21 protein-coding genes and 1 pseudogene (1 of these 22 only partly in view) are annotated in these 22,273 nt (G+C 61.4%); 5 read left to right on the top strand and 17 right to left on the bottom strand.

Features of this window, described 5'->3' with window-relative positions; translation table 11 throughout:
• Nucleotides 1-380 carry the final stretch of an acetolactate synthase large subunit gene (locus tag AC244_RS06520; RefSeq protein WP_053247984.1) on the top strand. The gene continues 1,258 nt to the left of window position 1, outside the view, so only the last 380 of its 1,638 coding nucleotides appear in the window; its start codon lies beyond the left edge, outside the window; its stop codon occupies nucleotides 378-380.
• 288 nt (nucleotides 381-668) lie between these two features.
• Nucleotides 669-914, top strand: a complete 246-nt coding sequence (locus tag AC244_RS06515; protein WP_053248395.1) for a helix-turn-helix domain-containing protein — start codon at nucleotides 669-671, stop codon at nucleotides 912-914.
• 132 nt (nucleotides 915-1,046) lie between these two features.
• On the opposite strand, the gene AC244_RS06510 is transcribed toward AC244_RS06515, so the two are convergent.
• Nucleotides 1,047-1,916 (bottom strand): LysR family transcriptional regulator, encoded by an 870-nt coding sequence (locus tag AC244_RS06510; protein WP_053247983.1) that lies wholly within the window; start codon nucleotides 1,914-1,916, stop codon nucleotides 1,047-1,049.
• 92 nt (nucleotides 1,917-2,008) lie between these two features.
• On the opposite strand from AC244_RS06510, the gene AC244_RS06505 reads away from it, so the two are divergent.
• Entirely contained in the window at nucleotides 2,009-2,422 is a 414-nt protein-coding gene (locus tag AC244_RS06505) for a VOC family protein (protein WP_053247982.1), read from the top strand.
• 339 nt (nucleotides 2,423-2,761) lie between these two features.
• Here AC244_RS06505 and AC244_RS06500 read toward each other — a convergent pair whose 3' ends face one another.
• The 11 genes from AC244_RS06500 to AC244_RS06450 form a co-directional block, all read right to left on the bottom strand.
• A complete protein-coding gene (locus tag AC244_RS06500) occupies nucleotides 2,762-3,673 on the bottom strand; it encodes an alpha/beta hydrolase (protein WP_053247981.1) in 912 nt (303 codons plus the stop codon).
• Nucleotides 3,674-3,794: 121 nt separating this feature from the next.
• Complete coding sequence (locus AC244_RS06495; protein WP_053247980.1) at nucleotides 3,795-4,544, bottom strand: 2OG-Fe(II) oxygenase; 750 nt, start codon at nucleotides 4,542-4,544, stop codon at nucleotides 3,795-3,797.
• A 47-nt stretch (nucleotides 4,545-4,591) separates the two neighbouring features.
• Nucleotides 4,592-5,239: a DNA oxidative demethylase AlkB gene (gene alkB, locus AC244_RS06490; RefSeq protein ID WP_053247979.1), complete on the bottom strand. Its 648-nt coding sequence runs from the start codon at nucleotides 5,237-5,239 to the stop codon at nucleotides 4,592-4,594.
• Nucleotides 5,236-5,886, bottom strand: coding sequence for a hypothetical protein (locus tag AC244_RS06485; protein WP_053247978.1), 651 nt, complete (start codon nucleotides 5,884-5,886; stop codon nucleotides 5,236-5,238). The genes alkB and AC244_RS06485 overlap by 4 nt, the downstream gene beginning before the upstream one ends.
• Nucleotides 5,887-6,257: 371 nt before the next feature.
• Nucleotides 6,258-7,229 (bottom strand): ABC transporter ATP-binding protein, encoded by a 972-nt coding sequence (locus tag AC244_RS06480; protein WP_053247977.1) that lies wholly within the window; start codon nucleotides 7,227-7,229, stop codon nucleotides 6,258-6,260.
• On the bottom strand, nucleotides 7,219-8,199 hold the full coding sequence (locus AC244_RS06475; protein WP_053247976.1) for an ABC transporter ATP-binding protein: 981 nt from the start codon (nucleotides 8,197-8,199) through the stop codon (nucleotides 7,219-7,221). Before AC244_RS06475 ends, AC244_RS06480 begins: the two co-directional genes overlap by 11 nt.
• Entirely contained in the window at nucleotides 8,196-9,017 is an 822-nt protein-coding gene (locus AC244_RS06470) for an ABC transporter permease (protein ID WP_053247975.1), read from the bottom strand. The genes AC244_RS06475 and AC244_RS06470 overlap by 4 nt, the downstream gene beginning before the upstream one ends.
• Nucleotides 9,018-9,021: 4 nt before the next feature.
• On the bottom strand, nucleotides 9,022-9,957 hold the full coding sequence (locus AC244_RS06465) for an ABC transporter permease (protein ID WP_053247974.1): 936 nt from the start codon (nucleotides 9,955-9,957) through the stop codon (nucleotides 9,022-9,024).
• Between the two features lie 199 nt (nucleotides 9,958-10,156).
• Complete coding sequence (locus AC244_RS06460) at nucleotides 10,157-11,755, bottom strand: ABC transporter substrate-binding protein (protein WP_082366783.1); 1,599 nt, start codon at nucleotides 11,753-11,755, stop codon at nucleotides 10,157-10,159.
• Nucleotides 11,756-11,876: 121 nt separating this feature from the next.
• Entirely contained in the window at nucleotides 11,877-13,514 is a 1,638-nt protein-coding gene (locus AC244_RS06455) for an amidohydrolase (RefSeq protein ID WP_053247972.1), read from the bottom strand.
• A gap of 469 nt (nucleotides 13,515-13,983) precedes the next feature.
• Nucleotides 13,984-15,027 (bottom strand): class I SAM-dependent methyltransferase, encoded by a 1,044-nt coding sequence (locus tag AC244_RS06450; RefSeq protein WP_053247971.1) that lies wholly within the window; start codon nucleotides 15,025-15,027, stop codon nucleotides 13,984-13,986.
• A 315-nt stretch (nucleotides 15,028-15,342) separates the two neighbouring features.
• Between AC244_RS06450 and AC244_RS06445 the strand changes: the two genes are divergently transcribed.
• Together AC244_RS06445 and AC244_RS06440 are read left to right on the top strand one after the other, a co-directional pair.
• Nucleotides 15,343-17,340: a putative bifunctional diguanylate cyclase/phosphodiesterase gene (locus AC244_RS06445; RefSeq protein ID WP_053247970.1), complete on the top strand. Its 1,998-nt coding sequence runs from the start codon at nucleotides 15,343-15,345 to the stop codon at nucleotides 17,338-17,340.
• 78 nt (nucleotides 17,341-17,418) lie between these two features.
• A complete protein-coding gene (locus AC244_RS06440) occupies nucleotides 17,419-17,577 on the top strand; it encodes a hypothetical protein (protein WP_234716863.1) in 159 nt (52 codons plus the stop codon).
• Between the two features lie 24 nt (nucleotides 17,578-17,601).
• Here AC244_RS06440 and AC244_RS06435 read toward each other — a convergent pair whose 3' ends face one another.
• The 5 genes and pseudogenes from AC244_RS06435 to AC244_RS06415 form a co-directional block, all read right to left on the bottom strand.
• The gene (locus AC244_RS06435) at nucleotides 17,602-18,162 is read right to left on the bottom strand and encodes a methylated-DNA--[protein]-cysteine S-methyltransferase (protein ID WP_053248394.1); all 561 of its coding nucleotides are present in this window, start codon (nucleotides 18,160-18,162) and stop codon (nucleotides 17,602-17,604) included.
• A gap of 177 nt (nucleotides 18,163-18,339) precedes the next feature.
• A complete protein-coding gene (locus AC244_RS06430; RefSeq protein WP_053247969.1) occupies nucleotides 18,340-18,966 on the bottom strand; it encodes a dual specificity protein phosphatase family protein in 627 nt (208 codons plus the stop codon).
• An 18-nt stretch (nucleotides 18,967-18,984) separates the two neighbouring features.
• Nucleotides 18,985-19,875, bottom strand: a complete 891-nt coding sequence (locus AC244_RS06425; protein WP_053247968.1) for an inositol monophosphatase family protein — start codon at nucleotides 19,873-19,875, stop codon at nucleotides 18,985-18,987.
• 67 nt (nucleotides 19,876-19,942) lie between these two features.
• Nucleotides 19,943-21,037 (bottom strand): annotated as a pseudogene (locus tag AC244_RS06420) (ABC transporter substrate-binding protein).
• Between the two features lie 87 nt (nucleotides 21,038-21,124).
• The gene (locus AC244_RS06415) at nucleotides 21,125-22,261 is read right to left on the bottom strand and encodes an ABC transporter substrate-binding protein (RefSeq protein ID WP_053248393.1); all 1,137 of its coding nucleotides are present in this window, start codon (nucleotides 22,259-22,261) and stop codon (nucleotides 21,125-21,127) included.
• Between the last annotated feature and the right edge of the window lie 12 nt (nucleotides 22,262-22,273).

Raw genomic sequence — 22,273 nt, 5'->3', positions numbered from 1 at the left:
CGATGCTCTATCCCGAGCGCCGCGTCATGGCGGTGTGCGGCGACGGCGGCTTCATGATGAACTCCCAGGAGATGGAGACCGCCGTTCGCCTCGGGCTCAACCTCGTTGTCGTCATCCTGAACGACAGTGCCTATGGCATGATCCGCTGGAAGCAGGCCGTCGATGATTTCCCGGATTTCGGGCTGACATTCGGCAACCCGGATTTTGTACGCTATGCGGAGGCCTATGGCGCAAAGGGCACGCGGGTCACGAGCGCGGAGGCGCTGGTGCCGACGCTGGAGGCCGCGTTTACCGGCGGTGGCGTGCATCTTGTTGATGTGCCGATCGACTACTCCGAAAACATGCGCGTACTGGTCGATGAGCTGCGCACGCGCTCGTAAGCCTGCTTTCTCCAAGTGAGCAAACCGAGCCGCCAGCTCTCACCTTAATCAGGGCGACCGGCCCGGCAGGCCCGTATCCACAGGATGGCCCGCCGCCGTCTCACCATGGATCCTGGTGGCCAATCGAGGCGGCGCCTTGGCCGCAATTGCCGACAAGCCTTGCGCTGCCATCTTTTGAACTTATATTGCACTGCACTCGGCGCCCGTTTTCTGGCCGAGTTTTTCATGGCTGCACGCCGCCTTCACGCGAAAAGCCTCGCTTTTCGCGCACAACCGAAGGATCACTTCATGACTGTTTCAATAAACAATCTTGATGCCTCCACCACCGCGACTTCGACCCACGTCGATATCGGCGACGCCGTCAGGCGCTCCCGCCAGGCCGTCGGCTACAGCGTCGACGAACTTGCGCTTACCTGCGGGCTGACCGACGCCGAAATCACCAACATCGAGCTTGGGGCCGACGCCGATCCCGGCAAACTCCAGCGGATTGCCGCCGCACTTCAGTTGCCCGTAACCACTTTCCTGCTCAGCTAGGCCCAGCGGGCGTCGCGCTCGCACCAGATGCAATCCCGACACGGCGCCCTTCCTAGCGGGCGCCGTTCGGCCTCCTCCCGGCACCGGGCGCGGATCCCGCAAACGCGATAATCCTCGTGAGGCCGGCGCCACTCAGCCGGTAAGCCCCTGCGATAGAATCTCCTTCAAGAGCGCAAGCGGCGTCGGCCGACTTGGCACGCTCTGGTGCAGGAAGACGATCCTACGCTCGTAAGCGGCGGCGTCGGGCACCTCGGTCAGGTGAAAGCCATTCCGTTGGAGGCCTTGCCAAGCCGGAACGACCGAGTTTCCCATTCCATTGGCAACCAGAATGGCGATGGTCTCCAGCGCGTCCATATCGCAACGAATGTCCGGATCAAGCCCGGCATCGGCGAGGTATTGTTGGGATAGCCGCCCACCCCACGATCCTGGATCGTAGCGGATGAATGGCGCCTGCCGGATCCGCTCGTGGATGTGATCAAGATCCGTGGCATCCTTGCTGATAAGAACAAGCGGTTCGCGCCGGATGACATGCGCCGTCAATCCCTTCGGCAGCGCGAATGGCGGCTCGACCAGCACGGCGGCATCGAGCTCGCCTGAGAGCAGTTGTTCGTAAAGTTGCAACGACGAACCGGGGCGCAGCATCAGCTTCAGGCTCGGCGCCCGATGGGAGAGCTCGTCCAGAACCTCAGGGAAAATGCCCGTCAGCGCCGTCGAGATCGACCCGACTTTCAACTCGGCGGTAAGCCCGCCGCCGGCAACGTCGTATCTCAGGTTTTCGGCTTCCCGGATCAGCAGACGTGCCCGCGGCAGAAGCGAAAGACAGGCCTCCGTCGGCTGAGCCGAATGGGCACCGCGGGCGAGCAGAACGCATCCGAGGGCCCGTTCGAGCGATTGAATGCGCTGGCTGACGGCGGCGGGCGTCAATTTCTCCCGGCGTGCGGCGGCCGCGATGGAGCCCGTTTCCACGGTGGCAACCAGACTTTGCAGGAAGCGAATATCCAATGGAAATCCTTATTCTCAGAGAAAGAATTACATAGTTTTTCTTAGCCTCTCAAGACGATATCCCTGTGTCAACCAGGACACGGGAGTTACGGATGAAGTCGCTTTTCCACCTCGCCTATCACGTCAGGGATCTTGACGACGCTCGCAGGTTTTACGGCGACGTGCTCGGCTGCGAGGAAGGGCGCAGCACGGACACTTGGGTCGATTTCGATTTCTTCGGCCATCAACTGTCGCTGCATCTCGGTGAGCCTTTCAAGGTCACGCGGACCGGCAAGGTCGGCGATCATCTCGTGCTGATGCCACATCTGGGCGTGGTGCTGCGCCTTGCCGATTGGTTTGCACTGGCCGAGCGTCTCGAACAGAAGGGCGTGCGCTTCGATATCCCGCCGGTCGTGCGTTTCGAGGGCGAGCCCGGCGAGCAGCGGACGATGTTCTTCCTTGATCCGAGCGGCAATCCCATCGAGGTCAAGGGGTTTGCCGATTTCGACAGCCTGTTTGCACGCTGACGCAGGAGCCGGATGTAAAGAGGCCGATCGCCTTGGTGACGCGCATCGGGCGGGCCGACCAACTGGCCTGGGCAAATAACCTGGCCGGGCTGTTGCGGAGGGCTCGGACGCATCATCCGCCCTCTCAAAGCGAGACCATTCTCAAGGTTCTGCCAAACGCAACCGGACCGGCCCGCTCTTTCACGACAGTCATTGCTTCACGCGGCATATCAGAGTTGCCGCCAGGCACGAAAGCTGCCCTCAAAGCGGTTCGGCGAACTGGCGCCACCGTGCTGAGCTCAAGGCTCGGCACGGTCGCTCCCAAACACTCCCGTCCCAACCCAGCGAAAGATTAGATGCCTAGTCATCTCGGAAGATGGCGCCGACGAAGCTCAACGCCTCGGGTAGGCCACTGCGCCAATAGGCCCAGTCATGGCCGCCCTCGCGCGCCATGAAACGGTGCTCCACACCGAGTTCTTGAAGTTTCAGGTGGAGCGCGGAATTGCCGACGAAGAAATCGTCGCTCGAACCGCAATCCATATAGAGCGCTGTCTTGCTGATTTGCTCGGCAGGTATCTTCTCGACCAGATCGAGCACGCTGTTGTCGTGATAGGCGGCATTCAACCGGCTCCTGCCGACGAGACCCACCCCCCAGGCCTTGCCATAGCGACGGTCGTATCCCTTCTGGTCCATCTCGACGACCTGAGCGTCGGTTCGAAAGGCTGCGCTCAGCGCCGCGGCGGCGGAGAACATTTCAGGTTGTTTGAACGAGAAGGCGATTGCCGCATATCCGCCCATGGAAAGGCCAAGAATGCCTCGCGATTCCTTCTCGGGCACCGTTCGGTAGGTGTGGTCGATATAGGACACGAACTCCTGCAGGAACATGTCCTGCCAGCGGTAACCGCCGTCGGCATCGTTCATGTAGTAAGTATTAAACCTGTTCTCCGTGTCCCGACGCCCCTCCGGGGTGACGGCGATAAAGGCCGGGATCTCGCCGCTTTCGATCATCCGATCGAACACCCGGTCGGCTCCGCCGAAACGATACCAGTCGGTATTCTTGCCTCTGCCGCCGCCATGCATGAGATAGATGACTGGATAGGAGCGGTTCCCAGCCTCGTATTTCGGCGGGAGATAGACGGTATATTCGACATCCTTGCCGAGAATCCTGCTGGGCATTTTTTGCCCTTCGAGCACTGTACCCGCATCCGCTGCCCAGGAACTGGCCAAGGAAACAAGCACGAGCAAGCCGGCAAGAATGGTCGTTTTGAACATCGAATTCCTCCTGTCTGCTCGCCTGGCAAATAGGCAGGGGAAGGTCGTTGTCAAACAAAGCCCCTCGCCCGAAAGCGAGAGGCACTTACCGCGAGCCATGAAAAAGACGAATCGAACCGCGCTATTTTGCGTCGTGAAAGATAATGCCGACAGTGTGGCGCAAGCCTGATCGAACACGGCTGACCCCGTGGCGAAGGTTGACACGATAATTGCCCTTCGTCCCCTGGACCGGCCGGTTGTGAACGGCAAACGCCACGGCGTCGCCCTGGCGAAGGGGAACGACTTCGACCCGGCTTTGCATGCGCGGACGCTGCTCCGTCAGCACGAATTCTCCGCCCGTGAAATCCTGTCCCGGTTCGGAAAGAAGGATCGCAACCTGGATCGGAAAGGCAAGATCGCCATAGAGATCCTGATGCAGGCAATTGAAATCGCCGGGCACATATTGCAGCAGTAATGGTGTCGGTCGAGTCTGGCCCGCATCGTGGCATTGCCGCAGGAACTCCGCGTGCTCGGTCGGGTACCGTCCCTCGATCCCCATGCGGCCGTTCCATTCATTGGCAACGTCAGCGAGGCGGGGATAGAGCGTGGTGCGAAGACGGCCAAGCAGGTCCGGCAGCGGATACTTGAAGTACCGATATTCCCCCCTTCCAAAACCATGCCGGGCCATGTGGATATGGCTGCGGAAATGCTCTTCCTCCTGATAGAGCACCGAAATCTGTCGGCACTCCTCCACTGACAGAAGCTTTTCCATGACCGCGCAACCGTAGCCGTTCAAATCGTCGAAAATCGCCTGCCAATCGTAAGCTGCGACACGCGTCGCTGCGCCTTGTCCCACGGGGTCTGGAAGTACGATTGAAACACGTGGATCCATAGAATTGCCTCCTTGGCGATGAGTGTAGGCTTGCGATCGATGGTTCCTCAAAGTGCGCCGCGGAAGGTCAGGTTGATGCGCATTCGGCCGAGGGTCTCGTGTTCGCCGTCCTTCAACTCGGTTACCCCGTGATAAAAAAGGCGCGACCGCCCACCCCAGACCGCGACATCGCCGTGGCCCAGCGCGAATTTCCGGACCGGGTCGGTGCGGTTCAGCCCGCCAAACTGGAATGTGGCGGGAAGACCGAGCGAAACCGAGACGATGGGGTGCGAGAAATCGCGCTCGTCCTTGTCCTGGTGAAGCGAAAGACGGGCGCCGGGTTCGTACCGGTTGATCAGGCAGGCATCAGGCCTGAAATCGGGATAGCCTGCCTCCGTCGCCGCGGTGATGGCAAGATCGAGGAAGGACGACGGCAGCGCCGGCCACGGCTTGCCGGTCTCCGGGTCGAGCCTGTCGTAGCGGTACCCGCTGCGATCCGTGACCCATCCCGCCGCCCCGCAATTGGTCATCGCGACGGACATCGTGTAGCCACCCGGCGTCACCATATGCCGGAACAGCGCCTCGGCGATGATCGTTCGCAGCGCCGGCAGGATCTGACCCTCGAGCGCCTGCGCGAAGCCGCGAAGCAGCATAGCCCCTTCGGCCATGGTCTCGCGGGACGGTTCAACGGAAAACTTGGCGAACAGGTCGGTCATGATGTCGATCCGGAGAGAAAACTGGCGATATCGGGATGAAGGACCGGACGGTAGCCCGCCCGAAGAGCCCTGACGGTCGAGGGCGGCGTCAGCATCCCCTCGGCGGTGACGCCCGCTTCCGGCCCGTGGTAGCCCGCCTCGGTCCAGCGAAAACAGCGTCCGGATGCAATCGTGTAGGCCGAGTCGGATGCCACCACCATCGTTCCATCAGGCAGTTCGGCGAGCGGCGACGGCAGCGGATGAATTCGCTTTCGTCCGCCAGAAAGTCTCTCGCTGTGGAGCACCGCATCAAGGTCGCCCGCCGATGGCGTCGTCTTCGAGCCGCCGGTCCAGGCGGCCCTGAAAGAAAGAGCGGCCTCCCGCCGGCAGAAGAAGCAGGGGCGGTGTCCCGCCGCCAGCGCCACGGCCTCGTCGAGAAAGAAAAGTTCGGTCCAGCTTCGACCGGCCATGACGTCCCGTCGGCGATCGCCGTAATCGCAGGTGCAGATCAGCCACGCCTTGGACGTCCACCGCCTCCTCGACAGGTTTTTCGTCTCGGGGTCGTGGATGATACCGCGGTTGCCGGTAAACAGACCGCGCTGCGCGATGGCGACAATGTCGCCGAATGGCGTGACGCGATTCTGAAGGGGGCGGCGGTCGATGTTCATGTCGAAAGAGTTCCCCGGATCGCGTTGCATCCGAAAACGAGGCCATTGAGCAATCGGACCACGCCGGAGCGCAACACACCGCGTGATCGTCGTGACGACTACCGCTCTAACGAGTGGCAGCACCAGACAAGCTTCGCCGAGAAGGTGGAGCTCCGCCACCCGTTTTCTGCGCGATGTGGCGTGCAGCCAAGCAGGCCGCTGTCATGCGAGTGGTGTCGGGGCCAGGAGCTCTCCGTCGAAGCCGGTCTCCACGGCAATCTTCGTCGACGACCTTCTCAACAGTCGTCCCAGTGAAGTGCATTTGCGGCCCGTCGCCGCCGGCGGAGGAACACGGTCACCCCGGCGGTGTAACCTCGATCCCGAAAACCGGCTCAGCCGCGCGCGATCAGACGGACGCTGTGATCGTCCCTCAGCGCAACCAATTGCGAGGAGGGCGGCAGGCTGTAGACGTCGTGCTTTCCGAATTCCCTGGGATAGTAGTCATAGCCCGGCGGCGGCTCGGGCGGCTCGCGCGTATCAACCGGGCCTTGGCCCGTCAGTTCGGTCACGGGGTCGAGGATGGCCCCGATCAGGCGCCGCGTATAGGGATGCTGCGGTTCGGCGAAAACGCGATCCCAGCTGCCGGTCTCGACGATCTGGCCGAAATACATAACCGCCACGCGGTCGCTCATATGTTCGACCACGCTCAGGTCGTGGCTGATCATGATGTAGGACAGATCGAGCTGTTCCTTGAGCTCCAGCAGCAGGTTGATGATCTGGGCGCGAATGGAAACGTCGAGCGCCGACACCGGTTCGTCCAGCACCACGACCTTGGGGTTGAGGATCAATGCGCGGGCAATGCCGATGCGTTGGCGCTGGCCGCCGGAAAACTCATGCGGGAAGCGCTTGGCTTGCTCCGGCTTCAATCCGACCAGCTGCATCATGTTTTCGATACGCCCGGCGATCTCCTTGCGGTCGGAGACGCCATGCAGCCGGAGCGGCGCTGCCAGCGACGTATAGATGGTCTGGCGTGGATTGAGCGACGCGTAAGGATCCTGAAATACCATCTGCGCCATGCCGGCCCGCTCGAGCCGGGACGGCCGCGCCTTGCCGGTGATCGATCTCCCTTCGAAATAGATCTCGCCGGTGGTCGGCTCCTGAAGTCCGAGGATCGAAAGCGCGAGCGTCGACTTTCCACAACCGGATTCGCCGACGATCGACAGGCACTCGCCCTTGTTCAGTGTCAGGCTCAGGTTGTTCACCGCGCGAAGCGTGCGCTTCGAGCGACCGAAGATACCGTTGCGCACCGGAAAGTGCACGCTCAGGCTATCGACCCTGACCAATGGTTCGTTCTTATCGCTCATGGTTGAAACACTTCACGAAGCCATCATGGCTGAGGCCGGTTGGCGGTGGAATTTCGGCGGTGCAGATGGACGTCGCCCTGTGGCAGCGCGGCTGAAAGCGACAGCCCGGCGGAAAGCTGGCGATGGAGGGAACCGTGCCTTCGATCTCCTGCAGCCGCTTTCGTCCCTCCTGCCGGCGCGAGCCCAGATGCGGCAGCGATCTGAGCAGGCCGTCGGTGTAGGGATGGGCCGGATCGAGGAACAGGTCGGCGACCGGCCGCTCCTCGACCAGGCGCCCGGCATACATGATGCCCACCCTATTGCACATGTTGGCGATCACGCCCAGATCGTGGCTGATCATCAGGACGGATGTGCCACGCGCGGCGCAAAGTTCCTTGACGAGTTTGAGGATCTCGGCCTGCACCGTGACATCGAGCGCCGTCGTCGGCTCGTCGGCGATCAGCAGATCCGGATTGCAGGCGAGCGCGATGGCGATCATCACTCGTTGGCGCATACCGCCGGACATCTGGTGCGGATAGTTCTTCACCCGCTCTTCCGGCGCCGGCACCTGTACGTTGCCAAGCGCCTCGATCGCCAGCTTCTCGGCTTCCTTCCAGGTGGCGCCCTTGTGCAGCACAAACATCTCGGCGATCTGGCGGCCGACCGGAGACAAGGGGTTGAGGGCGGTCATCGGCTCCTGGAAGATCATGGCGATGCGCTCGCCCCGAAGCCGCCGCAGCTCGCGCTTCGAAAGCTCCCTCAGGTCCCGGCCGTTGAACTTCAGCGAACCGCCAGTGACGGCGAGCGGCGCGCGCAAGAGGCCGATGATCGAAAGCGCGGTAATGCTCTTGCCGCAGCCCGATTCACCCACCAGGCCATAGGCTTCACCGCGTCCGATCGAGAAGGACACGTTGTCGACGACGTTGTGGCTCGCCTTGCCCGATACGATATCGAGGCGAAGGTCCCTGACCTCAAGCAAATTGTCCGTCATAGCTGCCGCGCCCTCATATGCGGGTCCAGCCAGTCGCGCAGGCCGTCGCCGAAAAGATTAAGCCCGAGAACCGTGACGAAGATCGCCAGTCCCGGAAAGATCGCCGCCCAGGGGGCGATGACGATGAGTTCGCGTGCATCCGTCAGCATGTTGCCCCAGCTCGGGAATGGCGGCTTGATGCCCAGCCCGAGATAGGAAAGTGCTGCTTCCGCAAGGATCGCATCGCCCATGCCCAGCGTTCCGATCACCAGGATCGGGCCGATCATGTTGGGCAGGATCTGCGTGATCATGATGCGGATATCGCCATAGCCGAGAGTCTTGGCCGCCTGGACATAGCCCTGCTTCTTCAGCGACAGCGCCGAGCTTCGCGCGATGCGACAGGTCCATGACCAGTTGGTGAGCCCGAGCGCGATCAGCAGGCTGACGAGACCAGGGCCGAGGATCGCCATGATGGCGAGTGCGAAGATCAGGCTCGGGATGGCCAGCATCAGGTTGGTGAGCCCGGTGACGAAATCGTCCCACCAGCCGCCGAAATAGCCGGCCGAAATGCCGAGTGCCAGACCGATCAGCGTGTTGATGACCTGCGACCCGATGCCGACGGCAAGCGAGATGCGGGCGCCGTAGAGAATGCGGCTGAGAACGTCGCGCCCTTGCGCGTCGGTGCCGAACCAGAACTGCGCGTCCGGCGGCAGCTCCGCATTCATCAGGTCCGCGTCGAGCACCGGATCGGTCGGTGCCAGCCAAGGCGCAAGCAGCGCCGCGGCGATGACGACGGTGCAGATGACGCCACCGATGAGGAGATTGAGCCGTATTCTCATGGATCTATCCGTGGCTGATGCGCGGATCGATGACCGCGTAAAGAATATCGACGATGGTGTTGATAAGCAGGAACCACAGGACGATGACGAGGATTGCGCCCTGAACCACCGGGATGTCGCGCAGACTGACGCTGTCGACCAGCAGCGAGCCCAGGCCGGGCCACGAGAACAGCTTCTCTACCACCACCGCCTGGCCCATCATCGAGCCGAACTGCAGGCCGATGGTGGTGATGATCAGCACCAGCACGTTGCGCACGACGTGCCATGTGACGAGGCGAAAGCCGTTCATGCCCTTGGCGCGGGCGGTGCGGATGAAATCGGCGTTCATCACGTCGAGCACGGCGGCGCGCGTGGTGCGCGCCAACAGCGCCATCGGCGCAACGCCGAGCGTCAATGCCGGCAGGATCAGGTTGATCGGGCCGCCGTCGCCGTAGCCGAAGCTCGGCAGCCAGCCAAGCGTCAGCGCAAACAGATACATGCCAAGCAGTCCGAGCCAGAACTGCGGCAGGGAAAGGCCCGAAATCGCGCCGATCATGGTCAGCGTGTCAATGATGCTGCCAGGCTTCAAGGCCGCAATAAAGCCGAGCGGCACGCCGACGAACATCGCGATCGCCATCGCAGCAAATGCCAGCTTCAAGGTCGGCCACATGCGTTCGCCGATCAGATGGACCACCGGCTGGCGGCTGCGGAACGATGTTCCGAGGTCGAACCTTGCGAGATCAGACAGATACGCGCCGAACCGCACGTAGAGCGGTTGGTCGAGACCGAATTCACGCGTCATCTTCTCGACGATCTTCGGGTCGCCGCCGCCCTTGCCATTGGCCGTCAGGCTCGTGGCGATGCTGCCCGGCACCACGCTGAAGATCACGAAGATCAATAACGATATCGCGATGACTGTCGGGATCACCTGCAAGATGCGGCGCACGACGAACTGAAGCATTCATTTTCCCCCTCGCGACGCCCATCAACGGATGCGCGGGCGATAGCTCTGCGGCGCCAAGCGATAGCGGCCTGTGCGGCCAGATCATTCTGCCGAGCGGCCAATTCGTAAGTATTGCCTACGTTATTCACGGCAATGCGTGCCAGATATCAGCGGAAGGAGCCCCGGGATCGCACGGGCGACGCCGGGGCGGCTTTCATCAACGTCCGGCAGGAACCGTTTCGTCCACCCAGAGCTTCTCATAGGACTGGATCGCCAGTTCGGCAGAGTTCGGCTGCAACCCGTGCAGCCAGGGCTGGTAGGCCATCACAGCCTTGTTGTAGTTGAAGAACCAGACCGGTGCTTCTTCCTGAACAAGGTTGTTGGCCTTGCGCAGCAAGTCGTTCTTTTCCTCGTCGGTCTTGGCGACCTTGGCCGCTTCGAACAGCTTGTCGAAATCGGCATTGGCAAACTTCTGGTAGTTGCACGCCGCCTGAGACGTCTTGGAGTAGAAGCACTGCATCGCGGTCAATGCATCCGGGCCGCTTTCCGAAGACCACATGAAGGACTGGAAATCGCCTGATGGTACGACTTCGGAGAGCACGGAAGCTTCGACCGGCTTTGCCTTCACCCGGATACCGACCTTTTCCAGCATCGGGATGATCGCCTCGACGATCGTCAGACCCCAACTCTCGTTCTGCGTCGCCGTCAGTTCGACATCGAAGCCATCGGCATAGCCTGCCTCGGCCAGCAGGGCCTTGGCCTTCTCCGGATCGTAGGCGTAGGGCTGGGCGTCCTGGTCGTAGGCCGGCGATGACGTCGGTAGCCAGCCGCTCGCCCGGTAGGCCTTGTCTTTCGCCAGCCGCTTAATGATCAGGTCGGCGTTGATCGCATAGTTGAACGCCTGGCGAACGCGCTTGTCCTTGAACGGCTCGAAATCGAGGTTGAAGCCGACATAGCGCGTATAGACTTCGGCGACTTCGAGCAGCCCCTTGGACAGCTCCGGATCGGCCTGATAGGCGACGTATTGCGACGGCCCGAGGACGGAGACGTCGATCTCCTTGTTGCGGAAGGCCACGTCGCGCGCCGAGGCATCACCCATGATCAGGATGTTGATCTTGTCGGCGTAGGGCTTGTCCTTGTCATAGTACTTCTCCCACTTCTCGACCGTCAGCCGCGAGCCGGGCACATATTCGGCGAACTTGTACGGGCCAAGGCCGATCGGGTGGCTCTGGAAGCCTTCCTTGTCGGCTTCGCCGGCCGGGTAGATCGCCGTGTTGTTGCGCATGAACAGGAAGGCTGGATCGACCGGATCCGTCAGCGTCACTTCCAGGGTGAAATCATCGAGCTTCTTCAGCCCCGAAATCGCCTCGGCCTTGCCGGCCATGTAGTCGGCACCGCCCTTGATGTTGGCGATATAGCGCGAGGGCGGATAGGCCTTGGCCGGGTCGGCCATGCGGGTGAAGCTCGAGATGATGTCGTCGGCCGTCATCTGCTTGCCGTTGTGGAAATAGGCGTCCTGGCGCAGTTTGTAGGTATAGACCAGCTTGTCGGCGGAGATGCCGACATCGGTCGCAAGCGCCAGCACCGGCACGTTCTTGTCCGCGTCCCAATCGTAAAGGGTGCGGTGGATCGCCTTGGCGTAGAATTCGTCCTGCGTCTGCGGCGACGCCTGGATGTCGAGCGTCGAGAAGCTATCGCCATAGGGCGCCACGAAGTTTACCGTCCCCCCGGCCCGCGGCGTGTCGGCCGCCTGGACTGACGCTACGCCCGCCAGCAACGCCGCCGTCAGTGTCGAAAGCAATGCTATTTTCTTCATCATTCCCGTATTCCTCCCCACTTGTTGTTCTGCTCATGGATGAACAAGATCGCGATCTCATCCGACCTCCCGGATCGGCTGAGATGCATGGAGCCGCCCTTGCGGCTCCCTTTCGCCTTCGTCAGGCGTTCTGTCGCTCGAAGACCACCTCGCCGCCCCGGATTGCCAGGGTGCAGCGCGTATCGTTGAGGATGTCTTCGGGGCTGGCCGTCAGCATGTTCCTGGAGAACACGACAATATCGGCAAGCTGCCCTGGGACCAGCCGTCCCTTGACCGTCTCGAGCTTCTGCGAGAACGCGCCGTATTCGGTGTAGACCTGCAGAGCCTCCTCGATGGAGACCCGCTCGCGAGCATCCATCACGGTGCCCTTGGCTGTCTTGCGCGTCAGCATGCTGTAGATGTTGGGGAACGGATTGGGATGACAGACCGGCGCGTCGCTGCCGGTCGCAGGCTTCAGCCCCAGTTCCTTCCAGGTCTTCAAGGGATAGCTCGAAAGCGCTCGCTCTTCGCCGAGCACCGAGACATAGGCATCGCCGAAATCGTAGATGAAGACCTGTTGCGGACACGGATATATGCCCGCCTTCACCATGCGCCGGTGCTGTGCGTCGCTGGAAAAACCGCAATGCTCGATCCGGTGGCGGCGGTCCGCATCCGGGACCGCGTCGAGCGCCTTCTCGTAGGCCGTGATCAATTGATCGATCGCAGCGTCGCCGATCGCGTGGCAGGCCAGCTGATAGCCCTTGGCATGCGCGTCGAGCACGAGTGCCTCGAGTTCCGAATCGGAAAGAATCTGGACGCCGATATTGTTGTCGTCGCCGAGATAGGGACTGCTCATCCAGGCGGTGCGGCCGCCGGCCGAGCCGTCGAGGAAGATCTTGACAGCGCCGACTTTCAGCATGTCGTCGCCGACACCGGAAACAAGGCCCGCCTCGTAGCTCTGCGGCACGATCGAAACGTTGGGGTCGCCGAGAAGAACCAGCCAGGTGCGCACCGGTAGCCTGTTGTGCAGCTTCGCCAGATTGTAGGCCTTGATCTCGTCAAAGCCTGCGACCTGACCGACCGCCGCATCCATGATGCTGGTGATACCGTAGGACAGGAGAAGATTGCCGGCGCTCTCGATCGCATCGATCATGTCGTCGGTCGAAGCTTTCGGGATTGCCGCGCGGACCAGGCCCTGCGCATTTTCTGCGACCAGCCCCGTCAGGGCGCCGGAGACCTGTTCGATCAAGCCGCCTTCCGGCACGGCTGTGTTCTCGTCGACGCCGGCAAGACGGAATGCCTCTGAATTGAAGATCGAGACATGCCCGCAGGCGCGCACCACCATCACGGGGTGGTGCGGCGCGACCGCATCGAGTTCCGCGCGAAGCGGATGGCGGCCGGTATCGAGCTTGGTCTGGTCGTAACCGCGCGCCCGGATCCAGGTGCCGGGCGGCGTGCTTTCGGCCTGATGCTTGATTGCGGCCAGCAGGCTTTCGAGGGTCGGTGCTGCCTGCGGCGTTGCATCGACCCAGTTCAGCGTCAGGCCGACCGAAATCAAATGCAGATGCGCATCATTGAGACCGGGGGTCGCGAATTGCCCTTGAAGGTCGAGAAGCTGCGTCCCGTTTCCGCGATAGGCTTCCATTTCCTGCCTGGTGCCTGTTGCCAGGATCTTGCCCTGCCAGATCGCCAGGGCCTCGACGACGCCCTCGGCTAGACCGCACCAGATCACGCCGTTGTGCACGATCATGTCGGCGTGAAAACACTGTCCCGCTGGCATCTAAGGCTCCTCCCCTTCGGCCGTCACTGCAATTAAGAGCCACGCTTGGTTGCAAGCGCGGCCCTCGGCACAGCCCGTGTCTCCCGCCCCCCACCAGTTGCGCGCCGAAACTGGAGCTTTGTCCGTTTCGGTGCAGCGCTCTCATGGGCCACAAGTTGTGCAGTTGGGGATGCTAGAGAAAAGGAAAGCGGCTCGCCAATGCATAGAATTTCAGGCGCTATGAAATTATTGCATAACAGCTCTGGGTAGATCGGTCGCCAGACTTGCAGGACCTGCATAACTGCGCCGCACCGGCGAAAAACTTCCCTATCGCGAACTTAAGAACGGCACGTTTCGCGCGAACAGCGGCACTGGGCCAGGAAGCGTCAAGAGTGTCACGCTGCCCGCCAACGTGACACCACGCCTATTCCGAACGACCGCGGTGCGCGTCAAAGATGACGCGCGCCGCGGTAACGGACTTCAGTGGCGATTACGAGCGCTTTTGCAGCGTCGCATAGACCACGTTGCGGTTCGCCCCGAACGTCACATGCGATTCGAAATTGGTGCCGTCGACGCTTTCGTTGACGATGCTCCACATGTCCGACTGCGAGCGCAGCAGCAGCGCCCAGTTCATGAAGGTCTCCATATAGCCGTCGACGCCAATATCCGTTGCGAAATTGGCGAAGAGGAAGACGCCGTTGGGTTTCAGCATCTGCAGGCAGCGGCGTGTGAGCTTCACCGCCACGTTGTGGGGCAGGTAGTCGTAAAGCCCCGCCGCATAGACGAAATCGAACTTGCCGAGTTTGTGCGCTCGGGTCAGGATCCCTCGGACGGAGCCGTCGATCGCCTCAACGCGGGTTCCCCGAAAATCCCTGGTGATGGATCCGACACTGAGCGGGTCCTGGTCGAGCGCGACCCAACGCTTTATGCGGCCTTCCTGCAGGGCGACCGAACGGTTTGCCTCGCGCAGATGCCCGGCGGCAATCGTCAGGATTTCCGCCTCCCCACCGCGCGTGGCGGCGATCTGATCGACATGCTGCGTCAGCAGATCCCGGCGTTCCCGCACGGCAACCGACGACGAGGCGTCCTTGGTATAGTCATAGAGAGCCTTGCCCACTGGCGACGCCTTGGCGATCTCGCCGGCAACACTTGGATGGCCGTAGATGAAGTCGAGCAATTGGGCGTCGCCGGAGTAACCCCGCGGTTTTTCGAAGGACCAGCGGGTAAAAGGGTCCTGGAGGAAGTATTCCGACACCGGATGCTTTTGTGCGATCGGAATCAGTTCCTGCCAAACGCTCGGATGAAACTTTGCGCGCGTCTCATGAAGCGCTGCCGCCAATCGATGTATTATCTTCCTGGGGTCCAGTTCCTGGGCAAATTGCTGCTGTGCAATTTGGAGAATCAGGGCAAGTTCGGCTTTTCCTGTTGCAAACTGCTCGTCATAAAACTCGCTTCTTGACGAAGTGAACTCGGTTGCGATTGATTGGGGAGTAATAAGACTTTCGCCATCGAACACGATTTGAAGCTGGCTCACGCAAAACCCATCCGTTAATGCTCTGTTAACAATATGGGTAAGAATGCGCGAACTGCGTCTCGAATTGCAAGTTTTTGTAGAGTATATGGTAAATTCTGGCGGACAGTATCCATTTGGATACACCCCTGCGCCGGCCGTCAGTCTCGGCTAATTTATCAAAATTTAATAGGCGTCTTCTACGATGTCGTTGAGGCCTGCTTGTCCTTGTTGTGGTACCCCGTGGATGGCAAGCGTGGAGCGTCTGAAGCAACGTCCAGAGATGGAAAAACGAGACCAGATTTCCGTTGAGCGAGACGCAACTCCCTGGACCGGTGCATGAAGCAAACCCTGGCCGACGTCGTTGAGATAGATTTGCACAAGCAGCCACTCAGACCGCTGCCGGCGGAGCTGCGCTTACTCTATCGCCAAGAAGGCGAAACGACCCGCAGGGAAGCGACGAGAAAAGGGCTGTGGATTGCCGTCGCCGTCTATCTCCTGTTTTCGATTACCGACCTGCTGCTGATCTCCGACGTCGCACACTACACGATCGCCTCGCGCTTTGTCGTAGGCGCGGTTGCGCTGGCCGTTCTGGAAGTCCAGGTCCACTTCAACGTGAGGACGGACTGGCTGGACAGGACCTGTTCCGGCGCGCTTGTTTTCGGCTATCTCGGCTGGCTCATTCCGGCGATGATGACCGCGCACGTGCAGAACATGTCCTATTACATGATCTTCGGCGCTATCTTCATGATGGGCGCCAACCTGTTCTTCATCTTCCAGTTCCGTCTTTCGGTGATCTCGTCGAGCATCATCCTTGGCGCGTTCTTCCTCGATCTCTTCTATTTCTCGCAGCAGAACCCCTCCTACCAGCTGGCGTTCGGCACCTTCTATGTCTCCTGTTTCGTGTTCACGTCCTACGTAAACTGGAAGCTCAACCGCGAACGTTACAAGGTCTTCCTCAATGCGTTCGAGGCAAGGGTGCAACAGCGGGAGGCGACCGAGCGCGGCAAGGCGCTGCTCAGGCTCTCCAACACCGATTCCCTGACCGGTCTCGACAATCGCCGGGCCGTGGACCAGAAGCTGCGGGAGTACTGGGGCGACTGGCAAAAGTTCGGCGACAGTTTCGCAGCGATCCTGATCGACGTCGACTTCTTCAAGAAATACAACGACTGCTATGGTCACCAGGAAGGCGACCGTTGCCTCATTCTCGTGGCCAACACGCTGAAGGAATCGATCGAGCAACTCGACGCGTCCATCGGCCGGTACGGCGGCGAAGAATTCATCATCCTCGCGCGCATCGACACGCTCGAAGAGGCCGCCGATCTGGCCGACGCCATCTGCCGCACGGTGCAGCGCCTCGAACTGGTGCACGGACAGCGGCGCGACGGCACGTCCATCGTCACGGTCAGTGTCGGCGCCTCCTTCACCAGACATCAGACGGGCTCCAAGCTCGAGCGGATCATCCACGAGGCCGACCGGGCGCTTTATGCCGCCAAGGCGAGCGGCCGCAACTGCGCCCGGGTCTTTGACCCGAACGACCCGCAGACCAGCGATGAGAGCGAGAACATCGCGGCGCTCTTGAAGATCGCGACCGATCAGGATCTCGTCTCCCTCGTCTACCAGCCGATCAAGAATGTAGCGACAGGCCGCGTCGAGGCCGTCGAAGCACTGATGCGGCTGAGAATGCTGGATGGGACAGCGGTTCCCCCTAGCCTTTTCATCCCCATTGCCGAGCGCACCGGTGCCATCATCGACCTCGGGCGCTGGGCGATCCGCACGGTCTGCCGCGAGCTTCTCGCAAACGATCATGTGCCTGTCGTCAGCGTCAATGTCTCGCCTATCCAGCTGAAGACGCCCGGTTTCGCCACGTCCGTTGCCGCTATCCTTGGTGAGACGGGAGTGGCCGGCGGCCGGCTCGCCTTCGAAATTACCGAGGGCCTCGAGATGGAGATGCACTCGGATGTGCTGCGCTGCATCAGCGACCTCGAGACGCTGGGCATCCGGATTTGGCTCGACGATTTCGGGACGGGCTTTGCCGGCCTTTCCTGGCTCCGGCTGATCGATTTCGATACCGTCAAGATCGACCGCTCGTTCCTTCACGATTGCGGGACGCCAAAGGGCAAGGCGATGCTGAAGGATATCATTGGGCTGGTCAGGAATCGCGGCCACAAGATCCTGGTGGAAGGTGTCGAAACCGAGGAACAAATGGCGCTGATGCGGAAGTTCTGCATCGACCATGTTCAGGGCTTCCATGTCGGCCGCCCCGCTTCCGCCGACAGCTATCACGTGACAGCGGATGCCAAACCGCGCCCGGTCAGCCTCGTCAGGCCGGCCTAGCATTCCGCTAGGAGTAGTCCTGCCCCGCGGACGCCCGGCGAGGGACATACGCTGGTCGCCTATGAACACGAGCAGCCGATGAAGGTGTTCTTCCAGGTCAAGGGGCCATTGATCTGGCTGGACGAACAGGGCGCGCCGGACGGCTTCTTCGACGTGCACAACTATATCGCGCTCTGTCGCGACCACTACGAGAAGGTCGGCCTCGGTCGCGATTATATCGACCGCCTGTTTCGCTGAAATCGGCGGTCGGAGCCGCCGTGCTCAAAACAGCGATTGCTGGGCGGGCTCCGGCGGCCCGAGACGCACGCCTTCGAGTTCCAGCATGCGGATCTTCGATGTTGAGCCGCCGGGAGCCGAGAAGCCGCCGACCTTGCCGCCGGCGGCCAGCACCCGGTGGCAGGGAATGATCAGCGCCACCGGGTTCTTCGCCATCGCCTGGCCGACATCCCGCGCGGCCTCGGGACCGACGCCGAGTTCCTTCGCTAAGGCGCCATAGGTGGTGGTCTGTCCCCATCCGAGCCTGCGGGCGGCGGCATAGATCTGCTTGAAGAACGGATCCTGCCCTTCGAGGTCGAGCGTGATATCGGAGAAATCGACCGCTTCGCCGTTGAAGTAGCGTCGAACCGCGGCAACCGCTTCGGCGACTTCCGGTGTCGGCGTACCCGGTTCGCCGGCAACAAGCCGACGCAGCAGCAGCCGTTCGGTACCCTGCGCCTTGCTGGTCGGCAGTTGGAAACGGGTGATGCCGATGGCGTTCCAGGCGATTCCGCAGAAGCCGGCAGCGGTTTCGAAGATAAGATAGTTGTGAACTGTCTGGGCCATGACGCCATCCTCGCGTTTCTCACACAGGATGAAAATCGTGCGGACGGCTGCCGAATTCAACCCGATTCCTGCGGACAAGCGTGGTCGCCAACAGCTTGCGTGCCCCGCTGGATCGGCACACGTTGCCCGCCGACTTGCGAAAGGGACTGTTTCGCAGTCGGCGTCTCAGGATTGGCCCTACCGGGCCTCGATCATCCTCGCCCAGCTTGCGGCGCGCTGCGCGGACTCGATCAGCACGGCTTTCGGCGCCTTGTACCATTCGTTCTCCGGCAGGCCGCGACGGTTGCGGACGAAGGCGATCGCTGTGTCCAGCGTCGGAAACTCGGCCGGCAAGGTCAGGTGCAGAAACAGCGACACGACGATGACTGAACGCGAGCGGCCGCCGCGGCAGTTGATGAGAATGTTGCCCATCTCCCGGCGCGGATAGGACGGCTTTTCCGGCAGCACCTGCTCCAATGCCGCGCGCAGGATATAGTGCGCGGCCAGCATCTGCGTATCGGGATTGCCGCCGCCGTCGATCAATCCGATCTTGTAGTAGCGGATCTCGCCCGGGCCATAGACGCTGCCCTCATGATCGGACACCAGCTGCGCCTGCCTGACGAAATTGAAGTCGAGATTGACGGCGCAGTTGACGACGGTAGTGATGCCGTTCTGTCGGAGAAGTTCGAGATCGCTCGTCCCCTCCTTGCCGGCGATATAGATATCGACCCCATAGAGCGGGTGCTGCTCGTAGACGAGGCTGAGCTTGGCTATTTCAGCCGACGCTTGGGCCTTCGTCTCGGTTTCCTGGATTATATCCAACATAGTCTCCCCGCCGTCGGTTCAGTTTGTCGCCGCGGCAATGCGTGTGGCCGAGATCGCCCGCGCCACGCGCTGCAATGTCGGATAGTTTGCGCCCGCACCGGTGGCGATATAACCGGGGCACATGAAATCGGGCGCATCCGCGGGCACCTTGCCCAGGGTCAGCGGCTCGTAATGGCCGCCGGCATTCTTCAGGATCAAGGTCGCGGCCGCCACATCCCAGGAATTGACGCCGAACCCGGTCGCCGCATCCGCCCAACCCGCCGCCACATGGGCGATGCTGAGGGCGGCGCTGCCCGGCCTTCGAAGGGTCGAGAACGTCTCGACCAGCTCGCAGAGATTGGCTAGCGCCGCCTCCCGGCCATCGAGGCGGAAATCGCGCGATACGGGGTAGCCGGTAATCAGCGTCGCCCGGCTCTCGTCATCGACCGCCTGCGAGGAAATAACCTCTCCATTGAGATAGGCGTGTTCGAGATCGGCGGAAAACATCAGGTCGGCGACCGGGTCATAGACCACGCCGGCAATCACCTCTCCCTGTTCGACGGCGGCGATCGAGACGCACCAGAACGCCAGTCCGCTGGCGAAATTCGAGGTACCGTCGATCGGATCGACATACCATTGGATGTCGCCCTCGCCCACCTGTCCGCCCTCTTCGCCGAGCATGGCGGAATTGGCCTCATGCGCGAATATGAAATCGCGAATGGTGGCTTCGGCACACTTGTCGTGGATCGTCACGACATCATGCAGGTCACGCTTGTAGTCGACCACCATGTCGGAGCGGAACGCCTTCAGCAACGGCGCGCGCACTTCGCTCGCCGCCCCACGGGCGATCTCGACGAGACGTTTCGAGCGCTCCAGCCTTCGTTCAGGGTCAGCCGCTAGCGATGTCGCCGCGGAAAGGCACTTTTCCATTTGGTTCGTATCCGTCCCTAAGTCGAAGAATTGCCAGCGCGCCACCACTTGGCGCGCCGGCCTTGGTTCATTTGCTGTAATTCACGCGCCAGAAATCCTGCCACTCCTCGCGCCGGTCGAAATCGTCAAGCCCGGTCGCAGAATTGTAGCCGAAGAGGCGCTCGGCGACCGTCATCAGCCCCGAGGGCTCGTCGGCCGGCATCTTGATATCGGTGTTGGTCGGCAGCTTGCCGTCCTTCATCTGCGGCGCGATGCCTTCCTCGGTCAGGATGTAGTGGATGAAGAGTTTTGCCGCGTTCGGGCTCTGCGTTTTCGTCGCGATCAGGCCGAGCTTGACGTAGGTTCAGCCGACCCAGGGATTGAGTTCCTTGCAGATGCCGAGCTTGTAGCCCTTGCCTTCATTGTCGCGGAACTTCGCCGAACTGAGCAGGCCGAAGAAGGGTTCCTTCTGACCCGCTGCCCCAACGGCCTCTGCCACGGGATCGTCACCGTCGGTGACCAGCGGCGCATTCTGGGCAAGTGCCTTGATCCAGGCGGCCGATGCGCTCTTCTCCTCCGTCTTCAGATCCTTGCCGAAATGGGCCTTGTAGGCGTCGGCCACCTTGTCGTCGGCATGTTTTTCCATCTGGTTGAACCAGTCGGTATAGGTGCCCTTGGTCAGGGGATCGACGAGCGCGACCTTGCCCTTCCATTTCGACTCGGTCAGCTCCCAGATGTTGGCCACCGGGCACTTGTCGTAGGCTTCAGTGTTATAGGCCCAGACATTGGCGTTGGTCGAGATCGCCAGCGGGTTCTGGAACTCCGCCGGGATTTTCGCGACCATATCGGCAGGCAGGTAGCTTTCGACGAACTCCTGCGGCAAAAGCTGCGCCAGAGCCGCCGGCGCGTCGGTGATCAGCGCGACATCGCCCTGCACGTTGCCCGCCTGCCCTTCCCGGATGATCATCTCAAGCTGGCTGTTGGCCGACACTTTGACGCCCGTGGCCTTGACGCCGTACTTGGCGCTAAAGGCTTCGGCCATTTCCACGATCTTGCCGGTGCTGTCATAGACGTTGATCGGCTTTTCCTTCTTTGCCGCCGCAATCAGCGCGCCGAGATCGAAGCCATCGGCCGCATTGGCCTGCGCAGAAAACAGGCCGGCCGCAAGTGCCGCCGCCGTCATCGTCATGTCACGCACTCTGCTCTTTTCCGTTGTCATCGCTTCCCCTCCCAAGGAAACCGTGCCCGGTGATCGGCACCGCCCGTCACGTCATTTTCGGTAGTTTATTCGCCAGAGATCCTGCCAGGCTTCGCGCTTGTCGAGATCGTCGCCGGCGGTGGCGGGATCGAAAGCTATCAATTGATCGAGATACTTGGCGACGCCGGAAGGCTCGTCCCCTGGCACGCCGACCTTCGAATTGCCCGAAATCTTGCCGTCCTCGGTCTGGGGCGCGATGCCCTCTTCCGTCATCAGGTAGCGGACGAACAGCTTTGCGGCATTGGGGCTCTTCGTCTGGCCGGCGATCAGGCCGAAGCCCGGATAGAGAAATCCGGAAAACGGCTCGACGCCAGCGCAGATGCCGAGCTTCAGCCCCTTCGTCAGGTTGTCGCGAAATTTGGCCGTCGAGGTGATGACGAAGAACGGCTCGGCCTGCCCGGGCGCGCCGGCGGCATTGGCAACCGTGGTGGAATCCGCCAGAAGCGGGCCGTTTTTGGCAAAGGCCTTGACCCAGGCGGCCGTCGCGCTTTGGCCGTTCGTTTCCAGCTTCTTTCCGTAGAGGCTTTCGTAGGCGCGGGCGACATCGGCATCGCGATGCGTCTCGATCTGATTGAACCAGTCCGCATAGAGCGGCTTGTCGAAGAGATCGAGCATCGCCAGCTTTCCGCGCCATTGCGGCTCGGTCAGCTGCCAGATGTTGGTAACAGGGCACTTGTCGTATTTCTCGGTGTTGTAGGTCCAGACATGCGGGTCCGACACCACGACCAGCGGATTGCGAAGTGCCTCGGGAATATCCTTAGCGAGATCCGGGGGCGTCCAACTCGTGGCAATCCCTTCCGGCAGCAATTGCCCGATGGCAGAAGCCACATCGGTCCCCACGCTGACATCGCCGAGGATGTTGCCGGCCTGGTGCTCGCGGATCATCAATTCCACCTGTGTGGCTTCGTTGACCTTCTTGCCCGTCGCCTGCACGCCGTATTTCTCGGAGAAGTCCTTGGCGGTATCGACGATCTTGCCGGTGACGGCATAGACGGTGATCGGCGGCTCCTTCTTTGCCGCCTCGATCAGGGCGTCGAGGTTGAAGGCTTCTTGGGCCTTCGCCGCTCCGCATGTCAGCGTGAGTATGGCGGCAAGGCTGCCCGCGACCGCCCAGGCTATCGGGCGGTCGCACAATGCGTTGCGTTTCATTTCCATCATGTC

The organism is Ensifer adhaerens (assembly GCF_001270265.1).
GTDB lineage: Bacteria > Pseudomonadota > Alphaproteobacteria > Rhizobiales > Rhizobiaceae > Ensifer > Ensifer adhaerens_B.
This window is presented reverse-complemented; position numbering and strand designations above follow the sequence as displayed.

Bases quoted from the DNA above. Each gene is read 5' to 3' on its own strand.
- AC244_RS06480 (WP_053247977.1), bottom strand. From the start codon at position 7,229: ATGAGCGATAAGAACGAACCATTGGTCAGGGTCGATAGCCTGAGCGTG.
- AC244_RS06455 (WP_053247972.1), bottom strand. From the start codon at position 13,514: ATGCCAGCGGGACAGTGTTTTCACGCCGACATGATCGTGCACAACGGC.
- AC244_RS06440 (WP_234716863.1), top strand. From the start codon at position 17,419: ATGAAGGTGTTCTTCCAGGTCAAGGGGCCATTGATCTGGCTGGACGAA.
- AC244_RS06475 (WP_053247976.1), bottom strand. From the start codon at position 8,199: ATGACGGACAATTTGCTTGAGGTCAGGGACCTTCGCCTCGATATCGTA.
- AC244_RS06445 (WP_053247970.1), top strand. From the start codon at position 15,343: ATGAAGCAAACCCTGGCCGACGTCGTTGAGATAGATTTGCACAAGCAG.
- AC244_RS06495 (WP_053247980.1), bottom strand. From the start codon at position 4,544: ATGGATCCACGTGTTTCAATCGTACTTCCAGACCCCGTGGGACAAGGC.
- AC244_RS06415 (WP_053248393.1), bottom strand. From the start codon at position 22,261: ATGAAACGCAACGCATTGTGCGACCGCCCGATAGCCTGGGCGGTCGCG.
- AC244_RS06425 (WP_053247968.1), bottom strand. From the start codon at position 19,875: ATGGAAAAGTGCCTTTCCGCGGCGACATCGCTAGCGGCTGACCCTGAA.
- AC244_RS06485 (WP_053247978.1), bottom strand. From the start codon at position 5,886: ATGAACATCGACCGCCGCCCCCTTCAGAATCGCGTCACGCCATTCGGC.
- AC244_RS06465 (WP_053247974.1), bottom strand. From the start codon at position 9,957: ATGCTTCAGTTCGTCGTGCGCCGCATCTTGCAGGTGATCCCGACAGTC.
- alkB (WP_053247979.1), bottom strand. From the start codon at position 5,239: ATGACCGACCTGTTCGCCAAGTTTTCCGTTGAACCGTCCCGCGAGACC.
- AC244_RS06430 (WP_053247969.1), bottom strand. From the start codon at position 18,966: ATGTTGGATATAATCCAGGAAACCGAGACGAAGGCCCAAGCGTCGGCT.
- AC244_RS06460 (WP_082366783.1), bottom strand. From the start codon at position 11,755: ATGAAGAAAATAGCATTGCTTTCGACACTGACGGCGGCGTTGCTGGCG.
- AC244_RS06505 (WP_053247982.1), top strand. From the start codon at position 2,009: ATGAAGTCGCTTTTCCACCTCGCCTATCACGTCAGGGATCTTGACGAC.
- AC244_RS06470 (WP_053247975.1), bottom strand. From the start codon at position 9,017: ATGAGAATACGGCTCAATCTCCTCATCGGTGGCGTCATCTGCACCGTC.
- AC244_RS06435 (WP_053248394.1), bottom strand. From the start codon at position 18,162: ATGGCCCAGACAGTTCACAACTATCTTATCTTCGAAACCGCTGCCGGC.
- AC244_RS06500 (WP_053247981.1), bottom strand. From the start codon at position 3,673: ATGTTCAAAACGACCATTCTTGCCGGCTTGCTCGTGCTTGTTTCCTTG.
- AC244_RS06515 (WP_053248395.1), top strand. From the start codon at position 669: ATGACTGTTTCAATAAACAATCTTGATGCCTCCACCACCGCGACTTCG.